The sequence below is a fragment of the Roseateles sp. GW821-FHT09B06 genome, from assembly GCF_059418245.1.
The window spans coordinates 1-24783 of record NZ_JBWKPM010000016.1; the positions used below are offsets into that span (position 1 = coordinate 1).

Below are 24783 nucleotides of genomic sequence, written 5' to 3' on the forward strand. Positions count from 1 at the left end.
GCGCTGCGCCGGCGGCCACGTCGCCGGTGCCGCGGCCGGCGTCGGTGCCGAGCGCCACGGGCAGCGCCGGTGCGGGGCGGGTGTCCGCCGCCACGGCCGGCGTCTCGGTCTCGGCTTCCGGGGCCTCGACCTCGTCCGCGGCAATGTCCGCGGCCCCGTCTTCGGTGCCGACGGCGGCCTTCTTGATCTCGGTGTCGCCGGCGCCGCTGCGCGCGGCGGATCTGCCGTCGGCCGTACCCTCGGCCGGCTTGCCGCGCGCATCCGCCTTGGCCTGCTGGCTGCGGCGTTCCTGCTGGCGGTTCGCCTCGGTCTTGCTTTCGACGGTGCTGGGCGGTGGGGCGGGACTGTCCTGCGCCGGTGCCGGGTCCTGCTGGGCCTGGGGCGCAGGCGCCGGGCGCGGGGCGGGCGCCACCGACGGGGCGGGCGGCGGGGCCACGCTGTCGCGCAGCAGGGCCGAGAAGCTGGGGCCGGTCTCGCCGGCGGCAGTTGCGGCGGCGGTGCCGCCGAACGGGCCGGCCGCGCGGGCGCTGCCGCCGGCGCCGGGGACGAGGGTGTTGGAAAGACTGTGCATGACGCGGGGTTCAGGCGCTGACGCGCATGAAGGGGTTCATCTGGGCCAGTGCGGCGCGTGCGGCCTGCTCGTCGGTGACCTTCTGCTCGCGGCGCAGCGTGGCGCGCAGCAGTTCCTGCTGGCGCCGCTCGAGCAGCTTGCGCACCGAGGCGACGCGCAGCTCCAGCTCCTTGAGCGTCGTGCGGGCGCGTTCGACGCGCTGCTCGGCATAGCGGCTGACCGAGCCCTGCTGGTCGATCGCCTGGTCCAGGCGCAGGCCGAAGTTCTGGTAATGGCCGACGATGTCGATCGTGGTCTGGCGCGCGAACTGCTGGGTCCAGCGCTGCTGGTAGTCGCTGCGGTACTGGCCCAGCTGGTCGGCCTGGGCGCGCGCGGCCTCGGCCTGGCGCTGTAGCTCCTGCAACTGCGCCAGCGCGCCGTCGCGCTCGGCCTCGGCGCGTTCCAGCAGGATGTTCAGGGCTTGGGTGCTCATGAAGGGCTCTCCGTAATTCGCTTATCGGCCGATTTCAGGCTTGGTTGACCACCGCGCTCAACTGGCCGACGCTGGCGTCCAGGGTGGCGGGGCTGTGCATGTCCTGCTGCAGCAGGCGGGTCATGTCGGTGTGCAGGCGCACGGCCAGGTCGAGTTCATGGTCGTGGCCGCTCTGGTAGGCGCCCAGCTGGATCAGGTCGCGCGCCTTGTTGTACTTGGCCAGCAGCTGGCGAAAGCGCCGTGCCGCTTCCAGGTGCGGGCGCGGCGCCACATTGCCCATCACGCGGGAGATCGAGCGCTCGATGTCGATGGCCGGGTAATGGCCGGCCTCGGCCAGCTCGCGCGACAGCACGATATGGCCGTCCAGGATGCCGCGCGCCGCATCGGCGATCGGGTCCTGCTGGTCGTCGCCCTCGGAGAGCACGGTGTAGAAGGCGGTGATCGAGCCCTCGCCGGCCAGGCCGTTGCCGCTGCGCTCGACCAGCTGGGGCAGCTTGGCGAAGCAGCTGGGCGGATAGCCCTTGGTGGCCGGCGGCTCGCCGATCGCCAGCGCGATCTCGCGCTGCGCCATCGCATAGCGGGTCAGCGAGTCCATCAGCAGCAGCACATGCCGGCCCTTGTCACGGAAATGCTCGGCGATCGCGGTGGCGTAGGTCGCGCCCTGCATGCGCACCAGCGGCGGTGCGTCGGCCGGCGCGGCCACGACGACCGAGCGCCGGATGCCTTCCTCGCCCAGGATGTCCTCGATGAATTCCTTGACCTCGCGGCCGCGCTCGCCGATCAGGCCGACCACGATCACATCGGCCTGGGTGTAGCGCGCCATCATGCCGAGCAGCACCGACTTGCCGACGCCGGTGCCGGCGAACAGGCCCAGGCGCTGGCCGCGGCCCACGGTCAGCATCGCGTTGATCGAGCGCACGCCGGTGTCCAGCGGGGTGCGCACCGGGTCGCGGTCCATCGCGTTGATCGGGCGGCGCGCCATCGGCTCCTCGTGCACCTCGGCCAGCGGGCCGCGGCGGTCGATCGGGTGGCCATGCGAGTCGACCACGCGGCCCAGCAGGCCGTCGCCCATCGGCAGGCGCAGGCCGCGGTCCTCGTCGCGGCGCCAGGGATGCTGCGGCTTGCCGAGCTTGGGGGCGCTGGGCGGCGTGAAGCGCGGCAGCACCAGGGCGCCGCTGGCCAGGCCCTGCACCTCGTCGGTGGGCATCAGGTAGGCGCGGTCGCCGGAGAAGCCGACCACCTCGGCCTTGACCGGCGGGCTGCCGCGGCGCGTGCCGTTGCCGACGCGCGGCGCATGGATCTCGCAGACCGAGCCGACCGGCACCTTGACGCCGGTGGCCTCCAGCACCAGGCCGGCCACGCGCACCAGCTTGCCCTGCGATTCCAGCGGCACCGGCGTGGCGGCAAAGGCCTGCAGGTCCTCCAGATAGCGGGTCCAGCGCTGCCGGCGGGTTTCGGTGTTCATGCCTGGGCTCCCGCGGCGTCGCCGGCGCCGGCACGGCGGTCTTCCCACAGCGAGCTCTGGCCCATCGCGCCCGTCACCTGCAGCCAGCGCGCGGCGATCGTCGCGTCCACGCTGCCGATGTCGGACTCGATCTTGCAGCCGCCGCGCGGCACGTCCGGATCGGGCAGCACCTGGGCCTCGCGCGCCTGCATCTCCTCGCCGGCGCCCTCCAGCACCAGCGGGAGGTCGGCCGGGTTCACGCGCACGCGCACATGCTTGGCCGACAGCTGCAGGGCCTCGACCGCGTCATGCGCGACCTGGGCGATCGCCTCGGGGCGCTGCTCCAGCTCGCTGCGCACCACCTGGCGCGCCAGCTCGACGGCCATCGCGGCCAGGGCCTCACTCATCTGCTGTTCCAACTCGCGGAATTCGGCATCGAAGCTCTGCACCAAGCCGCCCAGCTGGGCGCTCATCTGCTGGGCGAAGCTCTTCTTGAAGGCGTCCAGCGCGGCCATGCCGTCGCGGTAGCCGTCCTGGTAGCCGGCCTGGCGGGCGCCATGCAGCAATTCCTCGACCTGCGGCACGGGTTCGGGGGTGGGGGCCGGCGCGGCCGCCGGTGCCGGGGGCGGCGGCGGCGGCGCGGGGGCGAAGATCGGCGGCCGCCTGGCCTCGGGCGCGCCCTGCAGCGCGTCGGGGCTCCAGGCGGCGAAGTCGGACAGCTCCTCGCGCGGGATGAAGCGGCTGTAGCTGCTGCGGCGTTCGTCGCCCGAGCGGCGTTCGGGCGGCGGGACCTGGCGAGGGGGCTGGCGGGCCATGCTGTGCTATCCCGTTCAAAGGAACTGGTCGTCGCCACCGCCCAGCAGGACGATCTGGCCCTCGTCGACCAGGCGACGCACGATCTTGAGCATTTCCTTCTGCTCGCTCTCCACCTCGGACAGGCGCACCGGGCCGCGCGACTCCAGGTCCTCGCGCAGGGTCTCGGCGGCGCGGGTGGACATATTGCGGAAGATCTTCTCGCGCAGCTCGGGGCTGGCGCCCTTCAGGGCCACGATCAGCGACTCGCTCTGCACTTCCTTCAGCATCGACTGGATGCCCTTGTCGTCGATCTTCTCCAGATCGTCGAAGGTGAACATGTTGTCCATGATCTTCTGCGCCAGGTCGGCATCGGCCTCGCGGATGTAGTCCAGCACCGAGGCCTCGACCGAGGATCCCATCATGTTGATGATCTCGGCCGCGGTCTTGACGCCGCCGAGGTTGGACTTCTTCATGCGCTCGCCGCCGGCCAGCACCTGGCTCAGCACATCGTTCAGGTCCTTCAGCGCCATCGGCTGGATGCCGTCCAGCGTCGCGATGCGGATCAGCACCTCGTTGCGCTGGCGCTCGGTGAAGACGCGCAGCACCGAGCTGGCCTGGTCGTAGTCGAGGTGCGAGAGGATGGCGGCGATGATCTGCGGGTGCTCGTTGCGCAGCAGCTCGGCCACCGAGGCGGCGTCCATCCACTTCAGGCTCTCGATGCTGGAGACGTCGCCGCCCTGCAGGATGCGGTCCAGCAGCAGATTGGCCTTGTCGTCGCCCAGGGCCTTGCGCAGCACGTTGCGGACGTACTCGTCGGTGTCGTTGACCAGCATGCTCTGGGTCTCGGCCACCGCGTCGAAGCGGACCAGCACCTCCTCGACGCGGTCGCGCGGGATCACCTTGAGCTTGGCGATGGTCTCGCCGAGCTTCTGCACCTCCTTGGGCTGCAGATGCTTGAAGACCTCGGAGGCCTCCTCCTCGCCGAGCGACATCAGCAGGATGGCCGCGTCTTCTACACCTTGGTCGTCCATGATGGTTGTTCCTGTGGGTCGGCTTCGGTTGGAGGTCAGGCGTCTTCGCCCTGGATCCAGGTGCGCATGATGTTGGCCACCGCCACCGGGTTTTCCTTGGCCAGCAGGCGGGCCCGCTCCAGCTTGTCGTTGGAGACCGGGGCCTCCAGGGCCGGCAGGCCGCCGCCGCCGGGCAGCTGCTGCAGATCGTCCACCACCGCGTCGAGCTGATGGGCCTCGGCCTTCTCGGACTCGGGCGGGCGGGCGGCCTTGATGGCCGGGCGCACCAGGCCGAACACCGCGATCAGGGCCACCAGCACCAGGGCCAGGGGCACGGCCGCGCCGCGCAGCAGGTCCAGCAGCCAGGGCTGCTTCCACAGCGGCAGGTCCAGGCCTTCGGGCTTGCCCTGCACGAAGGGCGCGCTGAGCACCTTGATCGAGTCGCCGCGCTCCTGGCTGTAGCCCAGGGCCTCGCGCACCAGCTCGGTCAGCTTGTTCAGTTCCTCGGACGAGACCGGCTGATTGCTGGTCTTGCCCTTGCTGTCGGTGACGCTGCGGTGGTTGACCACCACCGCGGCATTCAGGCGGCGCACCGTGCCGGTGGCGTTGCGCGTGACGCGCACGGTCTTGTCCAGCTCGTAGTTGGTGACGTTCTCGCGGCGGCTGTTCTGGTTACTCGTGCCGCCCTGGGCCGGCTGCAGGGCCTGGGCCTGGCCATTGACCGGCGCGGTGGCGGGGGCGGGCGGCTGGTTGGTGGCGGCGCCGGGCACGCCGGTGGGCAGCTGGGGCGTCGCGTTGATCGATTCCTGGCTCTGCTGGCTGCGCACCGAGGCCTGGGCATTGGCGCCCTGGTTGGGCTTGTATTCCTCGGCGGTGGACTCGACCTGGGAGAAGTCCAGATCGGCGGTGACGGTGGCGCGCAGGTTCTCGCGCCCGACCACCGGCTCCAGCAGCTCGTAGATGCGCTTGTGCAGATTGGCCTCGATCTGCTGCTTGTACTGCAGCTGCTGGCTGTCCAGGCCGTTCTGGTTGTCGCTGCTGTTGCTGGAGAGCAGGGCGCCGGTGCTGTCCAGCACGCTGACCGCCTTGGGCGCCAGCTCGGGCACCGAGGCCGAGACCAGGTGCACGATGCCGGCCACCTGGGCGCGGTCCAGCGTGCGGCCGCCGCGCAGGGTCAGCATCACCGAGGCGCTGGGCTTCTGCTGCTCGCGGAAAAAGCCGTTCTGCTGCGGCATCGCCAGATGCACGCGGGCGTCGGCCACGTCGGCCAGCGCGGTGATGGTGCGGGTCAGCTCGCCCTCCAGCGCGCGCTGGAAGTTCAGGCGTTCGTTGAACTGGGTCTGGCCGATCGAGGTCTTGTCCATCAGCTCGAAGCCGACGGTGCTGCCCTTGGGCAGGCCGGCCGAGGCGAGCTTCATGCGCACGTCGTAGACCTGGGCGGCCGGCACCAGGATCGTGCCGCCGGCCTCGTGGCGGTAGGGCACGTTGAGGGTGGCCAGCTGGGCGATCACCGCGCCGCCGTCCTTGTCGGACAGGCCGGTGAAGACCGGGCGGTAGTCGCCCTGGGAGGAGTACAGCGTGATCGCCAGCACGGCGCCGGCCAGCGCGGCCAGACCCAGGCCCAGGCCCAGCTTGCTGCGCGTCGGCAGGGCGGCCAGGCGCGCGGCGAATCCACTGGCGGCGGCCGCGGCGCCGCGCTGCGCCGGTTCGGCCAGGGCGGCGGGGGCGGGAGTGGCGAGGGCGTTGTCCATGAGGCCGATCGAAGCTGTGCGGTTTGTCACGGGGCGCCGGGACGGTGCTCCATTGCCTGCAATTATTCGGAAATGCCCCCTCAAGAAAGCCGCGAACAGGCCGAGGAACCGAGCGCAGTTCCCTCCATTGCCGGCCCCGGGTCTGCGTAGCATTCGCTGCCATGGACCTCAAGCTCAAGCCCTTCGACTTCGCCCAGGCCGCCGCGCGCGCGGGGCTGGCCACCAATGGCCAGCCGCTCGCCCGGGCCAAGGCCGCCGGCGGGGCGAGCTTCGGCGACGCGATGGCCCAGGCCCTGAAGGGGGTCAGTCAGACCCAGCAGGAAGCCACGCGCCTGCAGCGCGAGGTGCAGCTGGACAATCCGACGGTCAGCCTGGAGGAAACCATGGTGGCCATGCAGAAGGCGCAGATCGGCTTTCAGGCCACCATGCAGGTGCGCAACCGGCTGGTCTCGGCGTATTCCGAGATCATGAACATGCAAGTGTAGGGACCACCCCTACGCGCTGCGCGCGCCCCTCAAGGGGCAGCCCGTAGGACCGGCGGAGCCTGATCCTCGGACTCTGTTGGGTCATACCTCAGTTCTTCTTCAGCAGGCGCTGGCGCTTCTGCGTCTGGTCGATGTAGAGCTGCAGCTGGCGTTCGGCGCCGCCGGGCAGGCGCGCGAAGGCGCAGCCCAGGCGCAGACCCTGGTCGCCGGAGCCGACATGCTGCAGGCGCAGATCGGCGTCGAAATGATGGTCGCGGTCCAGCTCGACCCGCACCGCGGGGAGCAACTGACCGGGCTCCAGCCCCGGCATCGGGGGCGGTGTCAGGGGCGGCGTCAAGGGCGGTATGGGGGCCGGCAGCGCCAGGGCCAGGCCGCCGACGCTGAGATCCAGCACGCGCAATTGCAGCGGCGTGTCCGGCACCAGCGGGTGCCTTAGCAGCACGCGCGGATGCAGCGCCCCCGGGGCCTGGATGCGGAACGCCTCGCGGCGCTGGAAACGGTAGAGCGCGTGGGGCCAGGGGGCGTGCAGGGTGAGTTGCTCCGGCCCCTGCACCAGCACCGGCGGCTCCAGCTCGAACTCCAGGCGAATCTGGTCCAGATAGGCCACGGCCATGATCTCGGCGCCGTCCAGCAGGGCGCGCAGCTGCGGATCGTCGGCCTGCGCCGGCTCGAGGCCGAGGCTGGCATGCGCGGCGTCCAGGCTCCACAGGCGGGCGAGCAGGGTGTGGCCCCGCGGATTGCCGAGCTGCAGCTGCACCTGCCGGGTCAGCAGCCGGCGCAGCCAGGTCTCGATCTCCGCCGGGTCGGCGATGCGGAACTCGGCGGGCGGGCGGGTATCGGCGCTGCTCATGGCGGAGCCTCCGTGCTTCGCACTGCGGCGCGAGCCGGGGCGGCCGGGCGGGGGCTCATGCCTGCGGCTGGGAGGGGCTGGGCGCCTCGGGGGGAGGGCTCAGTGCACCATCTTGCTCTTGCCGGCCAACACCTGGTCCAGGTCTTCCAGCCAGGGCTCGGCCAGATGGCGGATCTCGGCATCGTTGAGCAGGATGCGCTGCATGATGCGGGTCTTCAGCTGGGCCTCTTCGGTGCCCAGCTGGTCGCGCGCCGCGGCATGCTTGAGCTGGGAGATCAGCAGCACGCAGGCGCCCTCGAGCTTGACCACCTCGTCCCAGTTGCCCGAGCGCGCGGCGCTGAGCATGTCGGCGCTGGCTTGCTCGATGGCTTCGTAATAGCTGAGCAGTTGAGTGTTCATGGCGGATTACCTATCAGGATCGGCGTAAACGATGACAAGGCGGTGGCGAGGCGGGTGGTGCCTCAGGCGGCTTCGGCCTGCGGGCCGATGGCCAGCCAGGCCTCGCGCAGCGGGGCGATGACGCGCTTGCACTCCTCCAGCGCAGCGTCGTCGGAATGCAGATTGGCTTCGGTCAGGCGATGGATCACGAAGCCGTAGAGGTCCGACAGATCGGCGGCGAGGCGGCCGCCGGCCTGCAGGTCCAGGGCGCCCTTCAGGCCTTCGTCGACGATGCGCACGGCCCGACCGATGGCGCGGCACTTCAGTTCGACATTGCCGGCCGTGATCGCGCCCTGCGCCTGGGCGATGGCGTCGGCCAGGCCGTCGAACAGCATCACCACCAGGCGGTGCGGCGAGGCGGCTTCCAGACCGGTCTGCACGTCGGTCTGGCGGTAGTAGTTGCTGGCAAAAGCGTTGCGCGAGCGGGCCGGTGCGAAGGCGGTGACGAGGGCGTTCATGATCTCTGGGGCCTGTGATGCTGTGCTGCGATATGTTTCTTATCGACCGCCGGCCGGGGGACTTGAGGGCTTTGTAAAGCCGTCGTCGCGGCTGCTTGCCCAATGGCCGGAAATGGCCCGCAATGGCCCGAAACGGCCCGGCCAGAAACGACAAGGCCCGCCAAGGGCGGGCCTGCGGAGCCTGTCAGCCGCTCAGCTGCCGCTGGAATTGTTCCACTGCGTCACCTGCTGGCTGATATAGGCGGACAGGGAGTTGAGGCTGGCCATGCGCGCGTCGAGCGCCTGGTACTGCTTCTCAAGGCGCTCCTGGGTGCGGGCGACGCGATCCGCCACCTTGTCCTGCTCGGTCTGGTTGAGCTTGAGCTTCTTGTTGAGGCCCTCGGTGCGGCTGCTCAGCGAGCCGCCGGCCCCGGTCAAGGCGGTGGTGAAGTCGGCCAGCTTCTTGGCCATGCCCTTGACGCCGCTGGTGCTGCCGTCACCGGCAAACAGCAGGGCCATCTTGGCCGGGTCGGCCAGGGCCTTGTCCAGGGCGGCGGTGTCGAGCGTGATGCTGCCGTCGCGCGGCGCGTCGCCGCTCTTGCTGGTCAGGCTCAGGAAGTTGAGCGCGCCCGCGCCGGTGTCGCGCAGCAGATTGCGCAGCTGGTTGCGCAGGGTCAGCACGGTGCTGTCGCCCTGCAGGGTGCCGCCGATCTTGCTGGTCTCGTCGTACTTGGTCTGCTCGACCAGGTAGCTGTTCAGGGCGTTGTAGGCGCTGACGAAATCCTGCACCACCTTGCGCTGGCCGGCCGCGTCGTTGGCGACATTGAGCGTGGCCGGGCTGGTGGTGGTGGCCGAGACCGTGAAGCTGACGTTCTCGATCGCCCCGGTGAAGGTGTTGGTGGTGGACACCACGTCCAGGCCGTTGACCTGGGCCTTGGCGTTGGCGGCCGCGATGGTCTGGGTCATGCCGCCGCTGGCGCCGGTGTCCGGCGCATAGCTCAGCGCGGCCAGGCCGCCGCTCAGCGCGCCGCCATTGGCGTCGGTGGCGCTGATGCGCAGGGCGTTCTCTTCGCCGGTCTTGTCGCTGCGGATGGTGAGCCGGGCGCCGGTGGCGTCGGTCACGATGCTGGCGGTGACGCCGGCCTTGGCGTTGTTGATCGCCTTGCGCACATCCTCCAGCGTCGTCGTGGCGCTGTCGAACTCCAGCTCCAGCGGCGTGCTGCCGCTCCTGTCGTCGAAGCTCGGCAGGGCCGGCGCGGTGGCGGCGGTCCAGGTGCCGAACTCGATCTTGAGCTTGCCGGCGCCCAGTTCGGTCGTGCCGCCGCCGCTGAAGGCGCTGGTCGCCAGGTTCTGGGCGGTGGCCAGTTGGCTGACCTGCACGCTGTAGCTGCCCGGCGTGGCGCCGGCGCTGGCGCTGCCGGTGATGGCGGTATTGGTGGAGCCGACCGTGGCCTGGCTCCACAGCGTGGACTTGGACAGGGCGGTGGCGGCCGTGGTCACGCCGGACAGCAGGCTCTGTACCTTGCCATAGCTGGAGATCTGCGTCTGGATGAAGGTGGCCGAGGTCTGCAGCGTGGCCAGCGGCTTTTGCTCGATCTCCAGAAGCTTGGTGATGATGCCGTTGACATCCAGGCCGTTGGTGCCGATGCCGATCGATGAGATGCCCATGGCGAAATCCTAAGAGCTTGAGACGGCTATCGGCCGTGCGCGGGAAAACTGAAGGCCCGCGACCGGTGAGGCGGCGGGCCGGGCGGCGCGGGCCGCGTTCGCTTGCTTCGCCTCAGCCCTTGAGCAGCGACAGCACCTGCTGCGGCAGCTGGTTGGCCTGGGCCACCATCGCCGTGCCGGCCTGCTGCAGGATCTGCGCGCGCGACAGATTGGCGGTTTCCTGGGCGAAGTCGGCGTCCATGATGCGGCCGCGCGCGGCCGAGACGTTCTCGCTCTGGATCTGGATGTTGGCGACCGCGGTCTCGAAGCGGCTCTGCACCGCGCCGAGCTGGGCACGCGCGCCGTTCACCTGGTCGAGCGCGCTGTCGATCTTTTTGATGGCCTTCCAGACGCCGACCTCGTTCTCGATCGTCAGGTCATTGATGCCGACCTCCGGATTGACGGCCGGAGCCAGGATCGTGGCGCCGTCGGCGGCATCGATGCCGGTAGTGGCGGTGCTGAAGCCGGCGAAGGTGATGGGGAAGGGCTGGTCGGTGGCCGGATCGATGCGCTCCGACATCAGGCTGACCTTGAAGGTGCCGTCGTTGTTCTCAACCATATAGGCGGTGACGCCGGTGTCCGTGGTCTTGCGGTTGATCGCCTCGATCACCTGGCCCAGGCGCTCCTTCTCCGAGCTGGCCTCGGGGATAGCGCCGAGATTGATCGGCGCGCTGGCGCCGACCGTGATTTCCAGCGGCGACGGCGCCGGGATCTCGATCAGGCTGGTGATGGTCGCCGCCGGGGTGGTGGTGAGGTTCAGGTCGGGTGTCGTGCCCTCGCCGTAGGTGACGTTGGCGATCGCGGCGGCCGTGGTGTTGGCCAGGCTGCCGATCGTGATGCCGTCGCCGGAGTTGGCGCCGATCTGGAAGGTGGCGGCGGTGAAGGAGCCGTCCAGCAGGCGCTTGCCGTTGAAGGAGGTCTGCTTGGAGACCCGGTCGATCTCGTCGCGCAGCTGCATCACTTCGGCATGCAGGGCCTTGCGGTCGTCGGCGCTGTTGGTCGCGTTGGCGGACTGCACGGCCAGCTCACGCATGCGCTGCAGCATGTCGCCGACCTTGCCCAGCGCGCCTTCGCCGGTCTGGGCCAGCGAGATGCCGTCGTTGGCATTGCGGGCCGCGACATTCAGGCCGCGGATCTGGGTGTTCATGCGCTCGGCGATCGCCAGGCCGGCGGCATCGTCCTTGGCGCTGTTGACGCGCAGCCCCGAGGACAGGCGCTGCATCGAGGTGGCCAGCGAACTCTGGCTGCCGTTCAGGTTGCGTTGCGCATTCAGCGAAACGATGTTTGTATTGATGGTCTGAGGCATCGCGGCTCTCCTGCTGAAATCGATGATTCCGGCTCCGTGCCGGTGTACCTACGCGGTGATTGCATTCTTTTGCAGAACTTGAGCGTCGGAAATCACGATAAGCGGGGTGTTCGCTGCCTTAATTGAAGCCGTGCAACAAAAAGACCTCCGCGGCCTGGGCCCCGGAGGTCTGGAGATAGGAGGGCGGCGCTGGCGGCCGCCCCGGCCGCGCGATCAGCGCAGCAGCGACAGCACTTGCTGCGGCAGCTGGTTGGCCTGGGCCACCATCGCCGTGCCGGCCTGCTGCAGGATCTGGGTGCGCGAAAGGTTCGACGTTTCGGTCGCGAAGTCGGCATCCATGATCCGGCCGCGGGCGGCCGAGGTGTTCTCGCTCTGGATCTGGATGTTGGCCACGGCGCTCTCGAAGCGGCTCTGCACGGCACCCAGCTTGGCGCGGGCGCTGTTGATCTGGTTCAGTGCGCTGTCCAGCTGCTTCATCGCGACCCAGGAGTCCTTCTCGGTTTCCACCGAGATGTCGTCGATGCCGGTGACGTTCTGCTGGGCGGTCTGGGCCATGTCGGCCACGGCCATGCCGGTGTCGACGGCCGTGAAGCCGGCGAAGGTGATGGCTTCCGGGGCCGGGGGCGTGGCGGCGTCCAGCTTGGAGCTGACGATCTCCAGCTTCATCGTGCCGTCGGCGTTCTGCGTGGCGAAGGCCGAGACGCCGGTGTCGGCGGTCTTGCGGTTGATCGCCTCGATGACCTGGCCGAAGCGCTCCTTGCCCGAACCGGCGGCCTCGATCTTGCCGAGGTCGATCGCGGTGCCGGTGCCGACCTGGATGGTCAGCGTGCCGGCGGCGATCTCGGTGGCGTAGCCCGTCACCACGGCGTCGGTCACGTCCACGGCGCCGGTGGTGCCGGCCGCGGTGGTGGCCGAGTTGTCACCGTAGGTGATGTTGGACAGGCCGGCGGTGGAGGCATCGGTCAGCGTGCCGACCGTGATGTTCTCGCCCGAGTCGGAACCGACCTGGAAGTTGGCCGAACCGAAGGAGCCGTCCAGCAGCTTGCGGCCGTTGAACGAGGTGGTCTTGGCGACGCGGTCGATTTCGTCACGCAGCTGCGTCACTTCGGCCTGCAGGGCCTTGCGGTCGTCCGAACTGTTGGTGGCATTGGCCGACTGCACGGCCAGTTCACGCATACGCTGCATCATGTCGCCGACCTTGCCCAGCGCGCCTTCGGCGGTCTGAGCCAGCGAAATGCCGTCGTTGGCGTTGCGGGCCGCGACGTTCAGGCCGCGGGTCTGGGCGCTCATGCGCTCGGCGATGGCCAGGCCGGCGGCGTCGTCCTTGGCGCTGTTGACGCGCAGGCCGGAGGACAGGCGCTGCATCGAGGTGGCCAGCGAGTTTTGCGAAGAAGACAGATTGCGCTGGGCATTCAGCGAAACCGAGTTGGTGTTGACAGACATTGCCATGATCGAATCTCCAAAGTTGACAGGTGCTCCCGGCAGACGCCGGCTCTTGCCTCGACCGGTCGGCGCCTTGCGGCGCCTCGGGCCGTGCCCGCGGCGTGAACCGCGGGCTGCGCCCGGCGGCAGCAGCCTCTGAGATGACGTGGAGAGCTGTCTGATGCCCTCTACGACCCGTTGGCCGGCTGTTCCGGACCACGGAGCCGATATTTCGATTCCGTTGGGTGGTTTATCGATCAGGGGGGCGGGGAACTTTAGGGCTGTTTTTGTAAACGGCCTACAAGAGGCTGTCGGGCCGGGAGACGGGTTTGTAGGAAGTTCCCTTACAGGGGGGAGGGTGGAAGCCAGACTTCCGGCACGGATTTGGGCTGATGTTTGGGTTTTGTTCCGGTCTTCACAATTCGTTCCACGTTGTCACGCAGTGCAACCCCACCAGACACCAGGAGCGAAAGATGAATGCAGATCAAATCCTTGCCGAGATCCGTGAAGCAAATCTGTCGTACCTGATGCTGGCGCAAAGCCTGATCCGTACCGACCGCGAGCAGGCGCTGTACCGCCTGGGCATCTCGGAAGACACCGCCGCGATGATTGCCACGCTGAGCCCGGCCCAGATGCTGAAGATCGCCGCCGGCAACACCCTGCTGTGCCGCTTCCGCATGGACGACGATCTGGTCTGGGGCCTGCTGACCAGCCATGGCAAGACCGCGGCCAACGACAACGTCTCCCGCCTGCATGCCTCGATCCTGATGGCCGGCCGCCACCAAGAAGCCGCCTGACCGACCACCCCCTACGCGCTTCGCGCGCCCCTCAAGGGGCGAGTGCGGCGGCCCGGCAAAGCCGGATCCGCGCACTCCGCTGAGTCAAGAAAAGTCATCGAAAGAGATTCCCATGCGCCAAAAGAGCATCCTGACCGAAGCCCGCCAGATCGAACGCGCGGTCACCCTGATCAACCTGGGTGCCAGGCTGCAGGTGCTGGAATCCGAGACCGACCTGAGCTACGAGCGCCTGCTGCGTCTCTATAAGGAAGTGTCGGGCAAGAGCCCCAGCAAGGGCCAGCTGCCGTTCTCGACCGACTGGTTCATGACCTGGCAGCCCAATATCCACGCCAGCCTCTTCCTGAATATCCACGAGTACCTGAACAAGGCCGCGGAGATGGACGAGATCGACACCGTCATCAAGGCCTACCAGCTCTACCAGGAGCAGACCACGGCCCAGGGCCTGGAGCAGCTGCTGTCGGTGACGCGCGCCTGGCGCCTGGTGAAGTTCATCGACAACGGCATGCTGACGATGACCAAGTGCAGCAAGTGCGGCGGCCACTTCGTCACGCACCCGCACGAGATCGCCCGCCACTATGTCTGCGGCCTGTGCAACCCGCCCGCACGCGCCGGCAAGGGCCGTGCAGCCGGCGGCATCCAGATGCACTGAATCCCCATCCCCCACGCGCTGCACGCGCCCCCTCGAGGGGGCGAGCCCGCGAGCCCGCGGGCCCGCGAGCCCGCGGGCCCGCGGGCCCGGCGAAGCCGGATCCTCGGGCTCCGCTGGGACATGCGGCATGCGCCGCGATGAGGTGATCTACGCCGATGCTGGCTCCCCTGCAACGCGTTTTCTTCTTCTGGCCGCTGCCCGCGCTGTTCAGCTGGGGCGCGGCCTGGTTCGTTTTCATGGCGCTGCGCGGCCCGCTGGGGGCGCTGCCGGCGCTGCTGAGCGGCACCGCCGCCGGGCTGCTGCTGGCCTGGCTGCAGCCGCAGCGCTGGCGCCGCCTGATCGTCGCGGCCGGCTTTCCGCTCTCCTTTCTATTCAGCGGCCTGGGCGCCGAACTGCCGGCCTGGGCCTGGCTGGTGCCGCTGGCGCTGCTGCTGCTGGCCTACCCACAGCGCAGCTGGCGCGACGCTCCCTTGTTCCCCACCCCGGCCGGCGCCCTGGCGCCCCTGGCCGGCCTGGCGCCGCTGCCCAGGGGCGCGCGGGTGCTGGACGCCGGCTGCGGCCTGGGCCATGGCCTGCGCGAACTGCGCCGCGCCTATCCCGACGCCTGCCTGGAAGGGGTGGAATGGAGTGCGCTGCTGGCCCGGCTGGCGGCCTGGCGCTGCCCCTGGGCCAGGGTCTGGCGCGGCGATATGTGGGCGGCCGACTGGCGCGGCTACCGGCTGATCTATCTGTTCCAGCGTCCCGAGTCGATGCCGCTGGCGCTGGACAAGGCGCGGCGCGAACTGGCGCCCGGCAGCTGGCTGGTCAGCCTGGATTTCGAGATCGCCGGCCTGGCGCCGCTGGCCCAGTTGCCGGCCGGCGGTCGGCACCAGCTGTGGGTCTACCGCTGGCGCTGAAGGCCCGGCAAAAAGCGCGGCATTCGCCCCGGACATGCGCGCTTTGCGGCCCGCTTCGGCATTCGATACTCAAGCACGAGGTTGCTGCGCCGATAAGGTGAGGAAACCAGGGCAGGGCGCCGCAGCGCCCGCCCGACTTGTGCATCAACGGAACCATCCATGTTTGTCCTGATCGGTTGGCTGCTTGCCATGGCTTGCATCTTCGGGGTGTTCATCGCCCACGGAGGCAATATCAGCGTCGTGCTGCACGCGCTGCCGTTCGAGATGACCACCATCTTCGGCGCCGCCATCGGCGCCATGCTGGCCACCAACCCGCCCAAGGTCATGAAGGCCACGATGAAGGGCCTGGGCCAATGCTTCAAGGGCAGCAAGTACACCAAGGCGCGCTACATGGAGCTGCTGGCGCTGCTCTACGACATCCTGCAGAAGGCCCGCAAGGAGGGCCTGATGTCGATCGAGAAGGATGTCGAGGATCCGCACGGCTCGCCGCTGTTCCAGAAATACCCCACGGTGGGCAACGATCACCATGTGGCCGAGTTCATCACCGACTACCTGCGCATGATGGTCTCCGGCAATCTGAATGCCCATGAGATCGAATCGCTGATGGACAGCGAGATCGACACCCACCATCACGAGGCCCATGCGGCCGTGCAGGCCCTCCAGCGCCTGGCCGGGGGCCTGCCGGCCTTCGGCATCGTGGCGGCCGTGCTGGGTGTGGTGAACACCATGGGCTCGGTGGGCCAGCCGCCGGCGGTGCTGGGCGGCATGATCGGCTCGGCCCTGGTCGGCACCTTCCTGGGCATTCTGCTGGCCTATGCCTTCGCCGAGCCGCTGGCCGGCCTGCTGGAGAGCAAGGTCGACGAGAACGGCAAGGAGCTGCAGTGCATCAAGACCACGCTGCTGGCCTCGATGCAGGGTTACGCACCCCAGGTCGCGATCGAGTTCGGTCGCAAGGTGCTGTATTCGACCGAGCGGCCGACCTTCGTCGAACTCGAAAGCCATGTGAAGAAGAAGTGAGGGCCGTGATGCAAGCAGCGCAATGGTCCGCCGCCGGGCCGTTCCCAAGGCGGACCGCGCCCCCTCGGGGGGCAGGAGCCGTACTCGGCGACGTGGGGGCTTGTGATGGCCGGTGACGCCAAGAAGCTCCAACCCATCATCATCAAGCGCGTCAAGAAGGGCGGCCATGCCGCCCATGGCGGCGCCTGGAAGATCGCCTACGCCGACTTCGTGACGGCCATGATGGCCTTCTTCCTGCTGATGTGGCTGCTGGGTTCGACCACCGAAGGGGACAAGAAGGGCATCGCCGAGTATTTCGCCTCGCCGTTGAAGGTGGCGATGTCGGGCGGTTCGGGCTCGGGTGACGCCTCCCATGTGGTGCGCGGCGGTGGTCTCGATCTGACGCGCCAGACCGGGCAGGTCAAGTCGGGCGATGTCGAGGCGCAGCGCCGCACGGTCAATCTGCGCGCCCTCAAGGAGGAGCAGCGCCGGGCCGAGCGCACCCGGCTGCAGCAGCTCAAGGAGAAGGTCGAGGACGTGCTGGCCAACAACCCGCGCCTGGCCAATCTGGGTGGGCAGATCCGCCTGGACATGACCAAGGAAGGCCTGCGCATCCAGATCGTCGACGAGAACAGCCGCCCGATGTTCGACAGCGGCAGTGCGGTCGTGAAGCCTTATATGCGTGAACTCCTGCGCGAACTCGGTGCGGTCTTGACGGAAGTGCCCAACAGGCTCACGCTGGAGGGCCATACTGACGCCCAAGCGTTTTCTTCCGGGGATCGGGGCTACAGCAACTGGGAGCTCTCGGCGGATCGTGCCAACGCCTCGCGCCGCGAGCTGGTGGCGGGCGGTCTGCCCGAGGTCCGCATGTTGCGGGTCCAGGGACTGGCCTCCAGCAAACTGCTGGACGACAAGCAGCCCGCGAGCCCGATGAACCGCCGCATCAGCATCATCGTGATGAACCGTGACGCCGTGGATGCGGTCCTGAGAAACCTGCCCGACGAAGAGTCCGAGACGGAGCCGCCTGCCGCGGCGGCGTCGGCGGCCTCAAGTCCCTGAACAACGCGCCGATAACACCCTCTAGTTCTGCGAGGATTGCCATGAGCACTGAAATGAAATTCCTGGTTGTTGACGACTTCTCGACGATGCGCCGCATCGTGCGCGGTCTGCTCAAGGAGATCGGCTACAACAATTGCGAAGAGGCCGAGGACGGCGTCGAAGCGCTGAACATGCTCAAGCAGTCGAAGTTCGACTTCGTGGTCAGCGACATCAATATGCCGAACATGACCGGTTTCGAGCTGCTCAAGGCCATCAAGGAAGATCCGACCCTGAAGCACCTGCCGGTGCTGATGGTGACGGCCGAGGCGCGCAAGGAAGACATCGTGCTGGCCGCCCAGACCGGCGCGGCCGGCTACATCGTCAAGCCCTTCACCAAGGCCACGCTGGAGGAAAAGGTCCAGAAGATCATGCAGAAGCTGGCCGCGGCTGCTTGAGGGGTTGCTCATGCACGCAGATCATTTCGTCAAATTGGGCAGCGGCAGCGAGGCCCTGATGGTGTCGCCCGAGGTGTTCCAGCAGCTCGGCACGATCACCCGGGTGCTGCACGACACGATGCAGCAGCTGGGCGTGATGCCCAAGCTGCAGACCGCCACCGATGGCCTGCCCGACGCCCGCAGCCGCCTGACCTATATCGCCAGCAAGACGGCCGAGGCGGCCAACAAGGTACTGAACTCGGTCGACCAGGCCAAGACGGAGCATGCCCATATCTCGCAGGCCACCAACGAGATGGCCAAGGCCATCATGGCCGACCCCGTCAAGGCGGTGGCGAGCGGCGCGGTGTTCAACTTCGTCAAGGAGGTGGAGAAGTCCACCACCCGGATCGACCAGCACCTGACCGACATCATGATGGCCCAGGACTTCCACGACCTGACCGGCCAGGTGGTGGCCAAGGTCGTGACCCTGGCCAACGACCTGGAGGACAGCCTCGTCAAGCTGCTGGTCCAGGTGGTGCCGCCGGAGCAGCGCGAGAAGGTCGACGCCAGCATCCTGCAGGGCCCGGTGGTGAACCCCGAGGGGCGCACCGATGTGGTGAGCAACCAGGGCGAGGTCGACGACCTGCTGGCATCCCTGGGATTCTGAGCCCACCCCCTACGCGCTGCGCGCGCCCCCTCAAGGGGGCGAGCCCGCAGGCCCGGCAGAGCCGGTTCCTCGGGCTCCGCTGGATCATGCCGAACCCGCCCGATGGCGGGTTCGGCATTTCTGGGGCCGGATCACCGGGTGATTCGCCCCCCTTATCCGGCTTAAGTTGGCGCCGCCGGCGGCCAACAATGGCGACGCGCCTCGATGGGCGCTCCCTCCGCCATGGCCGACCAAGACGCACAAGACCGCAACCTACCCGCCTCGCCCAAGAAGATCGAGAGATCCCGGGCCGAGGGTCAGGTGCCGCGCTCGCGCGATCTGGGCCATTTCGCGATGATGGCGGCCGGCGGTGCGCTGCTGTCGGCCGGCAGCCCGGCGGCGCTGGACTGGCTGCAGCATCTGCTGGAGTTCAGCCTGCGTTTCGACGCCCAGCAACTGGCCACGCCCGGCATGATGACCCAGCGCCTGGCCGAGCTGACCTGGCGCGGCCTGCTGATGATCCTGGGCGTTGGCGGCATCATGGCCGCCGTCGGCGTGGCCGCCAGCCTGGCCCTGGGCGGCTGGAACTGGACCTTCAAGCCGCTGACGCCGAAGTTCTCCAACGTCAATCCGCTGACCGGCTTCGCCCGCATGTTCCAGTGGGCGCATCTGGGTCAGGCCCTGAAGGCCTGCCTGCTGGCCCTGCTGCTGGGCGTGGTCGGCGCGCTGGTGCTGAAGGACCGCATCGCCGCCTATGTCGGCATCATGTCGGTGCCGCTGCCCTCGGCCCTGGCCTATGCCGGCCAGCAGCTGATGGGCGGTCTGGCCCTGCTGGGCCTGGCCCTGGCGCTGTTCGCCGTGATCGACGTGCCGCTGCAGCGCCAGCTCTACCTGAAGCGCCTGAAGATGTCGCGCGAAGAGGTGAAGCAGGAAATGAAGGAGGTCGAGGGCAACCTCGAGATCAAGGCCAAGATCCGGGCCAAGATGCGCGAGATGGCCAAGCGCCGCATGCTGGCCGCCGTGCCCGGCGCCGACCTGGTGGTGATGAACCCGACCCACTATGCGGTGGCGCTGAAATACCAGGAGGGCGCGATGGCCGCGCCCAAGGTGGTGGCCAAGGGCGCCGACCTGCTGGCGCTGAAGATCCGCGACCTGGCCAAGGACGCCAAGGTGCCGGTGCTGCAGTCGCCGATGCTGGCGCGTGCGCTGTACGCCCATGCCGAGGTGGATCGCGAGATCCCCGCCGCGCTGTTCGCCGCCGTGGCCCAGGTGCTGGCCTATGTCTACCAGCTGCGCGCTGCGATGAGCAGCCGCCATGTGCCCAGGCCCAGCTTCGTGCCGGACGCCAATGTGCCGCCCGAGCTGGATCCGCACCACAACAAGCCCCCGGAGGATGAGGCATGAACGGCTTTGTCGCGCAGCTGCAGGGCCTGATCGGGCCGCGTGCCGCGGTGCTGGGCGCTTTAGGCGCCCCGATCGGCGTGCTGCTGGTGCTGTCGATGATGGTGCTGCCGCTGCCGCCCTTCGTGCTGGACCTGCTGTTCACCGTCAATATCGCGCTGGCCGTGATGGTGGTGATGGTGGCCGCCCATATGGTCAGGCCGCTGGATTTCGCGGCCTTCCCGACCGTGCTGCTGCTGACCACGCTGCTGCGCCTGTCGCTGAACGTGGCCTCCACCCGCGTGGTGCTGCTGGAAGGCCACACCGGCACCGGCGCGGCCGGCAAGGTGATCGAGGCCTTCGGTCATTTCCTGATCGGCGGCAATTTCGCGGTCGGCCTGATCGTGTTCGCGATCCTGGTCGTGATCAACTTCATCGTGGTCACCAAGGGTGCGGAGCGCATCGCCGAGGTCGGCGCGCGCTTCACGCTGGACGCGATGCCGGGCAAGCAGATGGCGGTGGACGCCGACCTGAATGCCGGCCTGATCGACGAGAAGGAGGCCAAGCGCCGCCGCGCCGAGCTGGGCGACGAGGCCGACTTCTTCGGCTCGATGGACGGTGCCAGCAAGTTCGTGCGCGGCGACGCGGTCGCCGGCATCCTGATCCTGGTGATCAATATCGTCGGCGGCTTCATCATCGGCGTGGCCCAGCATGGCCTGACGGCCGGCCAGGCCGCCAACTCCTACATCCTGCTGGCGGTCGGCGATGCGCTGGTCGCCCAGATCCCGGGTCTGCTGATCTCGGTGGCCGCCGCGATGGTGGTGTCGCGCGTCGGCAAGGACAAGGACATCGGCACGATGATCGGCCGTCAGGTGTTCGGCTCGGTCAAGGCCCTGGCCATCACGGCCGGCATCGTCGGCGTGCTGGGTCTGATCCCGGGCATGCCCAATCTGGTGTTCCTGCTGATCGCCGGCGGCCTGGGCTACCTGGCCTGGTGGCTGAAGCGGCGCGAGCAGCAGGCGGCCGAGGCCGCCAAGGCCAAGCCCGTCAGCGGCGCCGCAGCCGTGCCCGAGGCCAATGCCGAGGCCAGCTGGGACGACCTGGTGCCGGTCGACACCCTGGGCCTGGAGGTCGGCTACCGCCTGATCACCCTGGTCGACAAGAACCGCGAGGGCGATCTGCTGAGCCGGATCAAGGGCGTGCGCCGCAAGTTCGCCCAGGAAGTCGGCTTCCTGCCGCCGCCGGTGCACATCCGCGACAACCTGGAGCTGCGCCCCAGCCAGTACCGCCTGACCCTGCGCGGCGCCGTGATCGGCGAGGCCGAGGCCTTCCCGGGCATGTGGCTGGCCATCAATCCGGGCCATGCCAGCCAGAAGCTGATCGGCACCCAGACCACCGACCCGGCCTTCGGGCTGCCGGCGGTATGGATCGAGGAGCGCCAGAAGGAAATGGCGCAAATGGCGGGATTTACCGTCGTTGATTGTTCGACCGTCATTGCCACCCATCTTTCACACTTGATGCAAGTTCACGCGGCCAAGCTGTTGGGTCGCGTGGAGACCCAGCAACTGGTGGACCACATCACCAAGCAGGCCCCGCAACTGATCGAAGACGTGATACCCAAGATGGTCGGCATCGCAACCTTGCAACGAGTGCTCCAGCTGCTGCTGGAGGAGGGCGTGCACATCCGCGACATGCGCTCGATCGTCGAATCGGTGGCCGAGAACGCCGCCACCGTCACCGATCCCACCGAACTGGCGCGCCGCATCCGCACCCATATCGCCCCGGCCATCGTGCAGCAGATCTACGGCCCCGTGAAGGAGCTGGACGTGATCGCGCTGGAGCCGGAACTGGAGCGTCTGGTCACCCAGGCCCTGAATTCCCCCCATGGCGCCGCGCTCGACCCCGGCGTGGCCGACACCTTGGCGCGCAGCGCTGCCGAACAGAGCCAGGCCCAGGAAGACCGTGGCGTGCCCGCCTGCCTGCTGGTGCCCGACCTGATCCGCGCCCCGATGGCCAGACTGCTGCGTCGCGCCGCGCCGCGCCTGAAGGTGCTGGGCCACAGCGAAATTCCTGAAACCCATTCGATCCGCATCGGCTCGGTGATTGGAGGCACGGCATGAACGTGAAACGCTTTACCGCCCGCTCGTCCCGCGAGGCCCTGGCCCTGGTGCGCCAGGCCTTCGGGGACGACGCCGTCGTGCTGTCCAACAAGCCCTGCCGCGAAGGCGTCGAGGTGCTGGCGATGGCGCCGGAAGGCATGTCCCAGATCGAGAAGGTCGCCGCCTCCGCCCCCAAGATCAGCGCGCCCAGCCGCGTGCAGGCCCGTCCGGCCGAGCAGAGCCTGTCGGCCCGCGCCGCGCGCCAGGCGCCGACGCAGTTCGGCGACCCCGGCGTCAACGACGATGTGCAGGCCCTGGCGATGAGCACGCTGTCCTTCCAGGACTATGTGCGCGAGCGCATGCTCAAGCGCCGCCAGGCCGAGCTGACGGGCCGCCAGGAACCCAGCATGGACGATTTCGCGGCCGAGCCCGAGCTGCCCGCGGATGTCCAGGGCGTGGCCTCGCTGAATGCCGCCCGCCAGCAGCGTGCCCAGGCCGCCCTGCAGGCGATGGCGCCGCGCGAGCCGCAGCCCGCGCCGCAGCCGGCGCCGCCGGCGCGCCGCAACCCGCCGGTGCTGCGCGACGAGATCCGCGTGCCCGCCCCGGCGCTGCCCGACCTGGCCGCCCTCGGCACCCGCCGCGAACAGCAGGACATGATGAACGAGCTGCGCTCGATGAAGGGCCTGATCGAGGAGCGCTTCGGCGCCCTGGCCTTCATGGAGAAGCTGCAGCGCCAGCCGGCCCAGGCCAAGCTGACCCAGAAGCTGCTGGACGCCGGTTTCTCGCCGGCCCTGGTGCGCAAGCTGGTCGAAGGCCTGCCGGTCGATTTCAAGCAGCAGGCCGTCGACGAGATCGGCTGGGCCGCCAATGTGCTGGCCCGCAATCTGCAGACCGATGAGGGCCCGGCCCTGGAAGAGCAGGGCGGCGTGATCGCGCTGATCGGCTCCACCGGCGTCGGCAAGACCACCACCACGGCCAAGATCGCCGCCGCCTTCGCCACCCGCCACGGCGCCGGCCAGCTGGGCCTGATCACCTTGGACGCCTATCGCGTCGGCGCCCACGAGCAGCTGCGCGCCTACGGCCGCATCCTCGGCGTGCCGGTGCACACCGCCCATGACCGCACCTCGCTGGTCGACCTGCTGGACCTGCTGTCGGCCAAGAAGATGGTGCTGATCGACACCGCCGGCATGGCCCAGCGCGACAGCCGCACCGCCGAGCTGCTGGACATGCTCGCGCACCCCGGCCTGCGCAAGATGCTGGTGCTGAACGCCGCCCAGCAGGGCGAGACGATCGAGGACGTGGCCCAGGCCTGGCGTGCCCAGGACTGCATGGGCGTCGTGCTCTCCAAGATCGACGAGGCCGTCAAGCTGGCGCCGGCGCTGGACACCCTGATCCGCCACAAGCTGAAGGTGCTGGGCGTGACCAACGGCCAACGCGTGCCGGAAGACTGGCACCGCCTGTCGGCCCCGGCCCTGGTGCAGCGTGCGCTGCGCGCCGGCGCCGCCCCGGCCTGGCGCATGGATGCCGCCGACGTGAACCTGATCTTCGCCGGTGGCCCGGCGCTGGCCACCGCCCAACCTTCCGCCTTGGGCGCTTTCTGAAGGGCCTCACATGATGCGCGACCGCCAAGCCACCCGTGCCCCGCAAGACCAGGCCGATGGCCTGCGCCGCCTGTTCGCCGCCTCGCGCGTGCGCTTCGTGCCGGTGCTGAGCAACCCGCATGTGGTGAACGGCGGGGCGCTGCTGGAAGGGCTGTGCGCCGGCTTCGCCGAACTGGGGCTGCATACCCTGGTGGTCGATGCCGGCGAGCTGTCGCCCCAGCCGGGCGAGCTGGCCGTGGTCGATCTGGCGGCCTGCGTCGAGCGCCTGTCGCCGCAGGTGTCCTATCTGGCCGCCCGCGGCCTGCCGCTGCGCCATATCAATGCCCATGGCTCGGCCGCCCAGTTCCTGGAGAAGGTGGCAGAGGCCGCCCCGTTCGCCGACGTGGTGTTGCTGCACGCCAGCGCCGCCGAGCTGGCACGCATGGTGGCCCGGCGCGAGCTGCGCCCGGTGCTGCTGGCCGACACCGATTCGCAAAGCGTCACCCATGCCTATGCCGGCATGAAATGGCTCAGCCAGCGCGCCGGCCTGATGGTCTACAGCCTGCTGCTGGCCTGCCCGCCGCAGCTGCGCCTGGCCGAGCGCATCGCCCAGCAGATCAGCTCTTGCGCCGACGGCTTCCTCGGCGCCGTGCTGCGCGACTGGGCCTGCCTGGACCCGCGCCAGCCCGCCAGCGCGCCGATGCCTGCCGAGCTGCGCCATCTGGCGCGCGAGCTGCTGCTGGCCGCGCCCCCCGGCGGCATGCTGGAAGCGCCCGCCGATGCCATGCCGCTGCGCCCGATGCTGCGCAGCAACCAGCGCCGCGCCGAGCGCGTCGCCGCCTGAACAAGCCGCTGGAGCCGATGATGTACACCGCCAAAGGTCGACTCGACAACTCCTCCCTGATCAAGCAGTACAGCCCGCTGGTGCGCCGCCTGGCGCATCAGATGATCGCCAAGCTGCCCGCCAACATCGAGATCGACGACCTGATCCAGGTCGGTCTGATCGGCCTGACCGACGCGCTGTCGCGTTTCGACACCGGCCAGGGCGTGCAGTTCGAAACCTTTGCCACCCAGCGCATCCGCGGCGCCATGCTCGACGAGCTGCGCGGCGGCGACTGGATGAGCCGCGGCACGCGCCGCCAGCAGCGCTCGATCGAGGCCGCGGTGCACAAGCTGGAGCAGAAGCTCGGCCGCGCGCCGATCGAGAGCGAGATCGCCGCCGAGATGGGCATCACGCTGGCCGAGTACCAGGAGCTGCTCTCCAAGGTGCGCGGTACCCAGCTGGTGCATCTGGAAGACATGAGCGGCGACGAGGGCGACGACGACTACCTCGACCGCCATGTGGCCGACGAGGCCGGCAACCCGATGAGCCTGCTGCAGGACCAGCGCATGCGCATGGCCCTGGTGGAGGCGATCAAGAACCTGCCCGAGCGCGAACAGTACGTGATGAGCATGTACTACGAGCACGACATGAATCTCAAGGAGATCGCGGCCGTGCTGAAGGTCACCGAATCGCGCGTCTGCCAGCTCCACAGTCAGTCCATTGCAAGGCTGAGGGTTAAGCTGCGAGACTGGTAAAA

At 68.8% G+C, this 24783-nt stretch carries 24 protein-coding genes and 1 pseudogene; 13 read left to right on the top strand and 12 right to left on the bottom strand.

Annotated elements, in window-relative coordinates; all coding sequences use genetic code 11:
- The 6 genes and pseudogenes from AC07OQ_RS14755 to fliF all read right to left on the bottom strand — a co-directional run.
- Positions 1-571: pseudogene (locus tag AC07OQ_RS14755) on the bottom strand (hypothetical protein); the annotation flags it as partial.
- A gap of 10 nt (positions 572-581) precedes the next feature.
- Positions 582-1043, bottom strand: coding sequence for a flagellar export protein FliJ (gene fliJ / locus AC07OQ_RS14760; protein ID WP_495053887.1), 462 nt, complete (start codon positions 1041-1043; stop codon positions 582-584).
- A 34-nt stretch (positions 1044-1077) separates the two neighbouring features.
- Positions 1078-2508: a flagellar protein export ATPase FliI gene (gene fliI, locus AC07OQ_RS14765; RefSeq protein WP_495053888.1), complete on the bottom strand. Its 1431-nt coding sequence runs from the start codon at positions 2506-2508 to the stop codon at positions 1078-1080.
- A complete protein-coding gene (locus tag AC07OQ_RS14770; RefSeq protein WP_495053889.1) occupies positions 2505-3302 on the bottom strand; it encodes a FliH/SctL family protein in 798 nt (265 codons plus the stop codon). Before AC07OQ_RS14770 ends, fliI begins: the two co-directional genes overlap by 4 nt.
- Positions 3303-3317: 15 nt before the next feature.
- Positions 3318-4313, bottom strand: coding sequence for a flagellar motor switch protein FliG (fliG, locus tag AC07OQ_RS14775; protein WP_495053890.1), 996 nt, complete (start codon positions 4311-4313; stop codon positions 3318-3320).
- A gap of 35 nt (positions 4314-4348) precedes the next feature.
- Positions 4349-6043 carry a flagellar basal-body MS-ring/collar protein FliF gene (fliF, locus tag AC07OQ_RS14780; protein WP_495053891.1) on the bottom strand — a complete coding sequence of 565 codons (1695 nt, stop codon included), beginning with the start codon at positions 6041-6043 and terminating at the stop codon, positions 4349-4351.
- 161 nt (positions 6044-6204) lie between these two features.
- Here fliF and fliE point away from each other — a divergent pair, with 161 nt between their 5' ends.
- A complete protein-coding gene (gene fliE / locus AC07OQ_RS14785; RefSeq protein WP_495053892.1) occupies positions 6205-6528 on the top strand; it encodes a flagellar hook-basal body complex protein FliE in 324 nt (107 codons plus the stop codon).
- An 88-nt stretch (positions 6529-6616) separates the two neighbouring features.
- On the opposite strand, the gene AC07OQ_RS14790 is transcribed toward fliE, so the two are convergent.
- The 6 genes from AC07OQ_RS14790 to AC07OQ_RS14815 all read right to left on the bottom strand — a co-directional run bounded on the left by AC07OQ_RS14790 (position 6617) and on the right by AC07OQ_RS14815 (position 12715).
- On the bottom strand, positions 6617-7378 hold the full coding sequence (locus tag AC07OQ_RS14790) for a flagellar brake protein (protein ID WP_495053893.1): 762 nt from the start codon (positions 7376-7378) through the stop codon (positions 6617-6619).
- Positions 7379-7477: 99 nt separating this feature from the next.
- Positions 7478-7777: a flagellar protein FliT gene (locus AC07OQ_RS14795; protein WP_495053894.1), complete on the bottom strand. Its 300-nt coding sequence runs from the start codon at positions 7775-7777 to the stop codon at positions 7478-7480.
- A 62-nt stretch (positions 7778-7839) separates the two neighbouring features.
- Positions 7840-8274 (bottom strand): flagellar export chaperone FliS, encoded by a 435-nt coding sequence (fliS, locus tag AC07OQ_RS14800; RefSeq protein WP_495053895.1) that lies wholly within the window; start codon positions 8272-8274, stop codon positions 7840-7842.
- Positions 8275-8466: 192 nt separating this feature from the next.
- Complete coding sequence (gene fliD / locus AC07OQ_RS14805; protein WP_495053896.1) at positions 8467-9921, bottom strand: flagellar filament capping protein FliD; 1455 nt, start codon at positions 9919-9921, stop codon at positions 8467-8469.
- Positions 9922-10033: 112 nt separating this feature from the next.
- Positions 10034-11266 (bottom strand): flagellin, encoded by a 1233-nt coding sequence (locus AC07OQ_RS14810; protein ID WP_495053897.1) that lies wholly within the window; start codon positions 11264-11266, stop codon positions 10034-10036.
- A gap of 213 nt (positions 11267-11479) precedes the next feature.
- On the bottom strand, positions 11480-12715 hold the full coding sequence (locus AC07OQ_RS14815; protein WP_495053898.1) for a flagellin: 1236 nt from the start codon (positions 12713-12715) through the stop codon (positions 11480-11482).
- Between the two features lie 446 nt (positions 12716-13161).
- Here AC07OQ_RS14815 and flhD point away from each other — a divergent pair, with 446 nt between their 5' ends.
- The 12 genes from flhD (at position 13162) to AC07OQ_RS14875 (ending at position 24781) form a co-directional block, all read left to right on the top strand.
- Positions 13162-13485 (top strand): flagellar transcriptional regulator FlhD, encoded by a 324-nt coding sequence (gene flhD / locus AC07OQ_RS14820; protein WP_495053899.1) that lies wholly within the window; start codon positions 13162-13164, stop codon positions 13483-13485.
- 112 nt (positions 13486-13597) lie between these two features.
- Positions 13598-14134 carry a flagellar transcriptional regulator FlhC gene (gene flhC / locus AC07OQ_RS14825; RefSeq protein ID WP_495053900.1) on the top strand — a complete coding sequence of 179 codons (537 nt, stop codon included), beginning with the start codon at positions 13598-13600 and terminating at the stop codon, positions 14132-14134.
- A gap of 155 nt (positions 14135-14289) precedes the next feature.
- Positions 14290-15030: a class I SAM-dependent methyltransferase gene (locus AC07OQ_RS14830; protein WP_495053901.1), complete on the top strand. Its 741-nt coding sequence runs from the start codon at positions 14290-14292 to the stop codon at positions 15028-15030.
- Positions 15031-15189: 159 nt separating this feature from the next.
- A complete protein-coding gene (gene motA / locus AC07OQ_RS14835; protein WP_495053902.1) occupies positions 15190-16047 on the top strand; it encodes a flagellar motor stator protein MotA in 858 nt (285 codons plus the stop codon).
- 105 nt (positions 16048-16152) lie between these two features.
- Positions 16153-17085 carry a flagellar motor protein MotB gene (gene motB / locus AC07OQ_RS14840; RefSeq protein ID WP_495053903.1) on the top strand — a complete coding sequence of 311 codons (933 nt, stop codon included), beginning with the start codon at positions 16153-16155 and terminating at the stop codon, positions 17083-17085.
- 41 nt (positions 17086-17126) lie between these two features.
- Entirely contained in the window at positions 17127-17519 is a 393-nt protein-coding gene (cheY, locus tag AC07OQ_RS14845; protein WP_495053904.1) for a chemotaxis response regulator CheY, read from the top strand.
- Between the two features lie 10 nt (positions 17520-17529).
- Positions 17530-18165: a protein phosphatase CheZ gene (locus AC07OQ_RS14850; protein WP_495053905.1), complete on the top strand. Its 636-nt coding sequence runs from the start codon at positions 17530-17532 to the stop codon at positions 18163-18165.
- 204 nt (positions 18166-18369) lie between these two features.
- Complete coding sequence (locus tag AC07OQ_RS14855; protein WP_495053906.1) at positions 18370-19548, top strand: EscU/YscU/HrcU family type III secretion system export apparatus switch protein; 1179 nt, start codon at positions 18370-18372, stop codon at positions 19546-19548.
- Entirely contained in the window at positions 19545-21644 is a 2100-nt protein-coding gene (flhA, locus tag AC07OQ_RS14860; RefSeq protein ID WP_495053907.1) for a flagellar biosynthesis protein FlhA, read from the top strand. The genes AC07OQ_RS14855 and flhA overlap by 4 nt, the downstream gene beginning before the upstream one ends.
- Positions 21641-23224, top strand: a complete 1584-nt coding sequence (gene flhF / locus AC07OQ_RS14865; RefSeq protein WP_495053908.1) for a flagellar biosynthesis GTPase FlhF — start codon at positions 21641-21643, stop codon at positions 23222-23224. The genes flhA and flhF overlap by 4 nt, the downstream gene beginning before the upstream one ends.
- Before the next feature lie 10 nt (positions 23225-23234).
- Positions 23235-24047 carry a MinD/ParA family ATP-binding protein gene (locus AC07OQ_RS14870; protein WP_495053909.1) on the top strand — a complete coding sequence of 271 codons (813 nt, stop codon included), beginning with the start codon at positions 23235-23237 and terminating at the stop codon, positions 24045-24047.
- Positions 24048-24067: 20 nt separating this feature from the next.
- Entirely contained in the window at positions 24068-24781 is a 714-nt protein-coding gene (locus AC07OQ_RS14875) for an RNA polymerase sigma factor FliA (RefSeq protein ID WP_495053910.1), read from the top strand.
- Positions 24782-24783 lie beyond the last annotated feature (2 nt).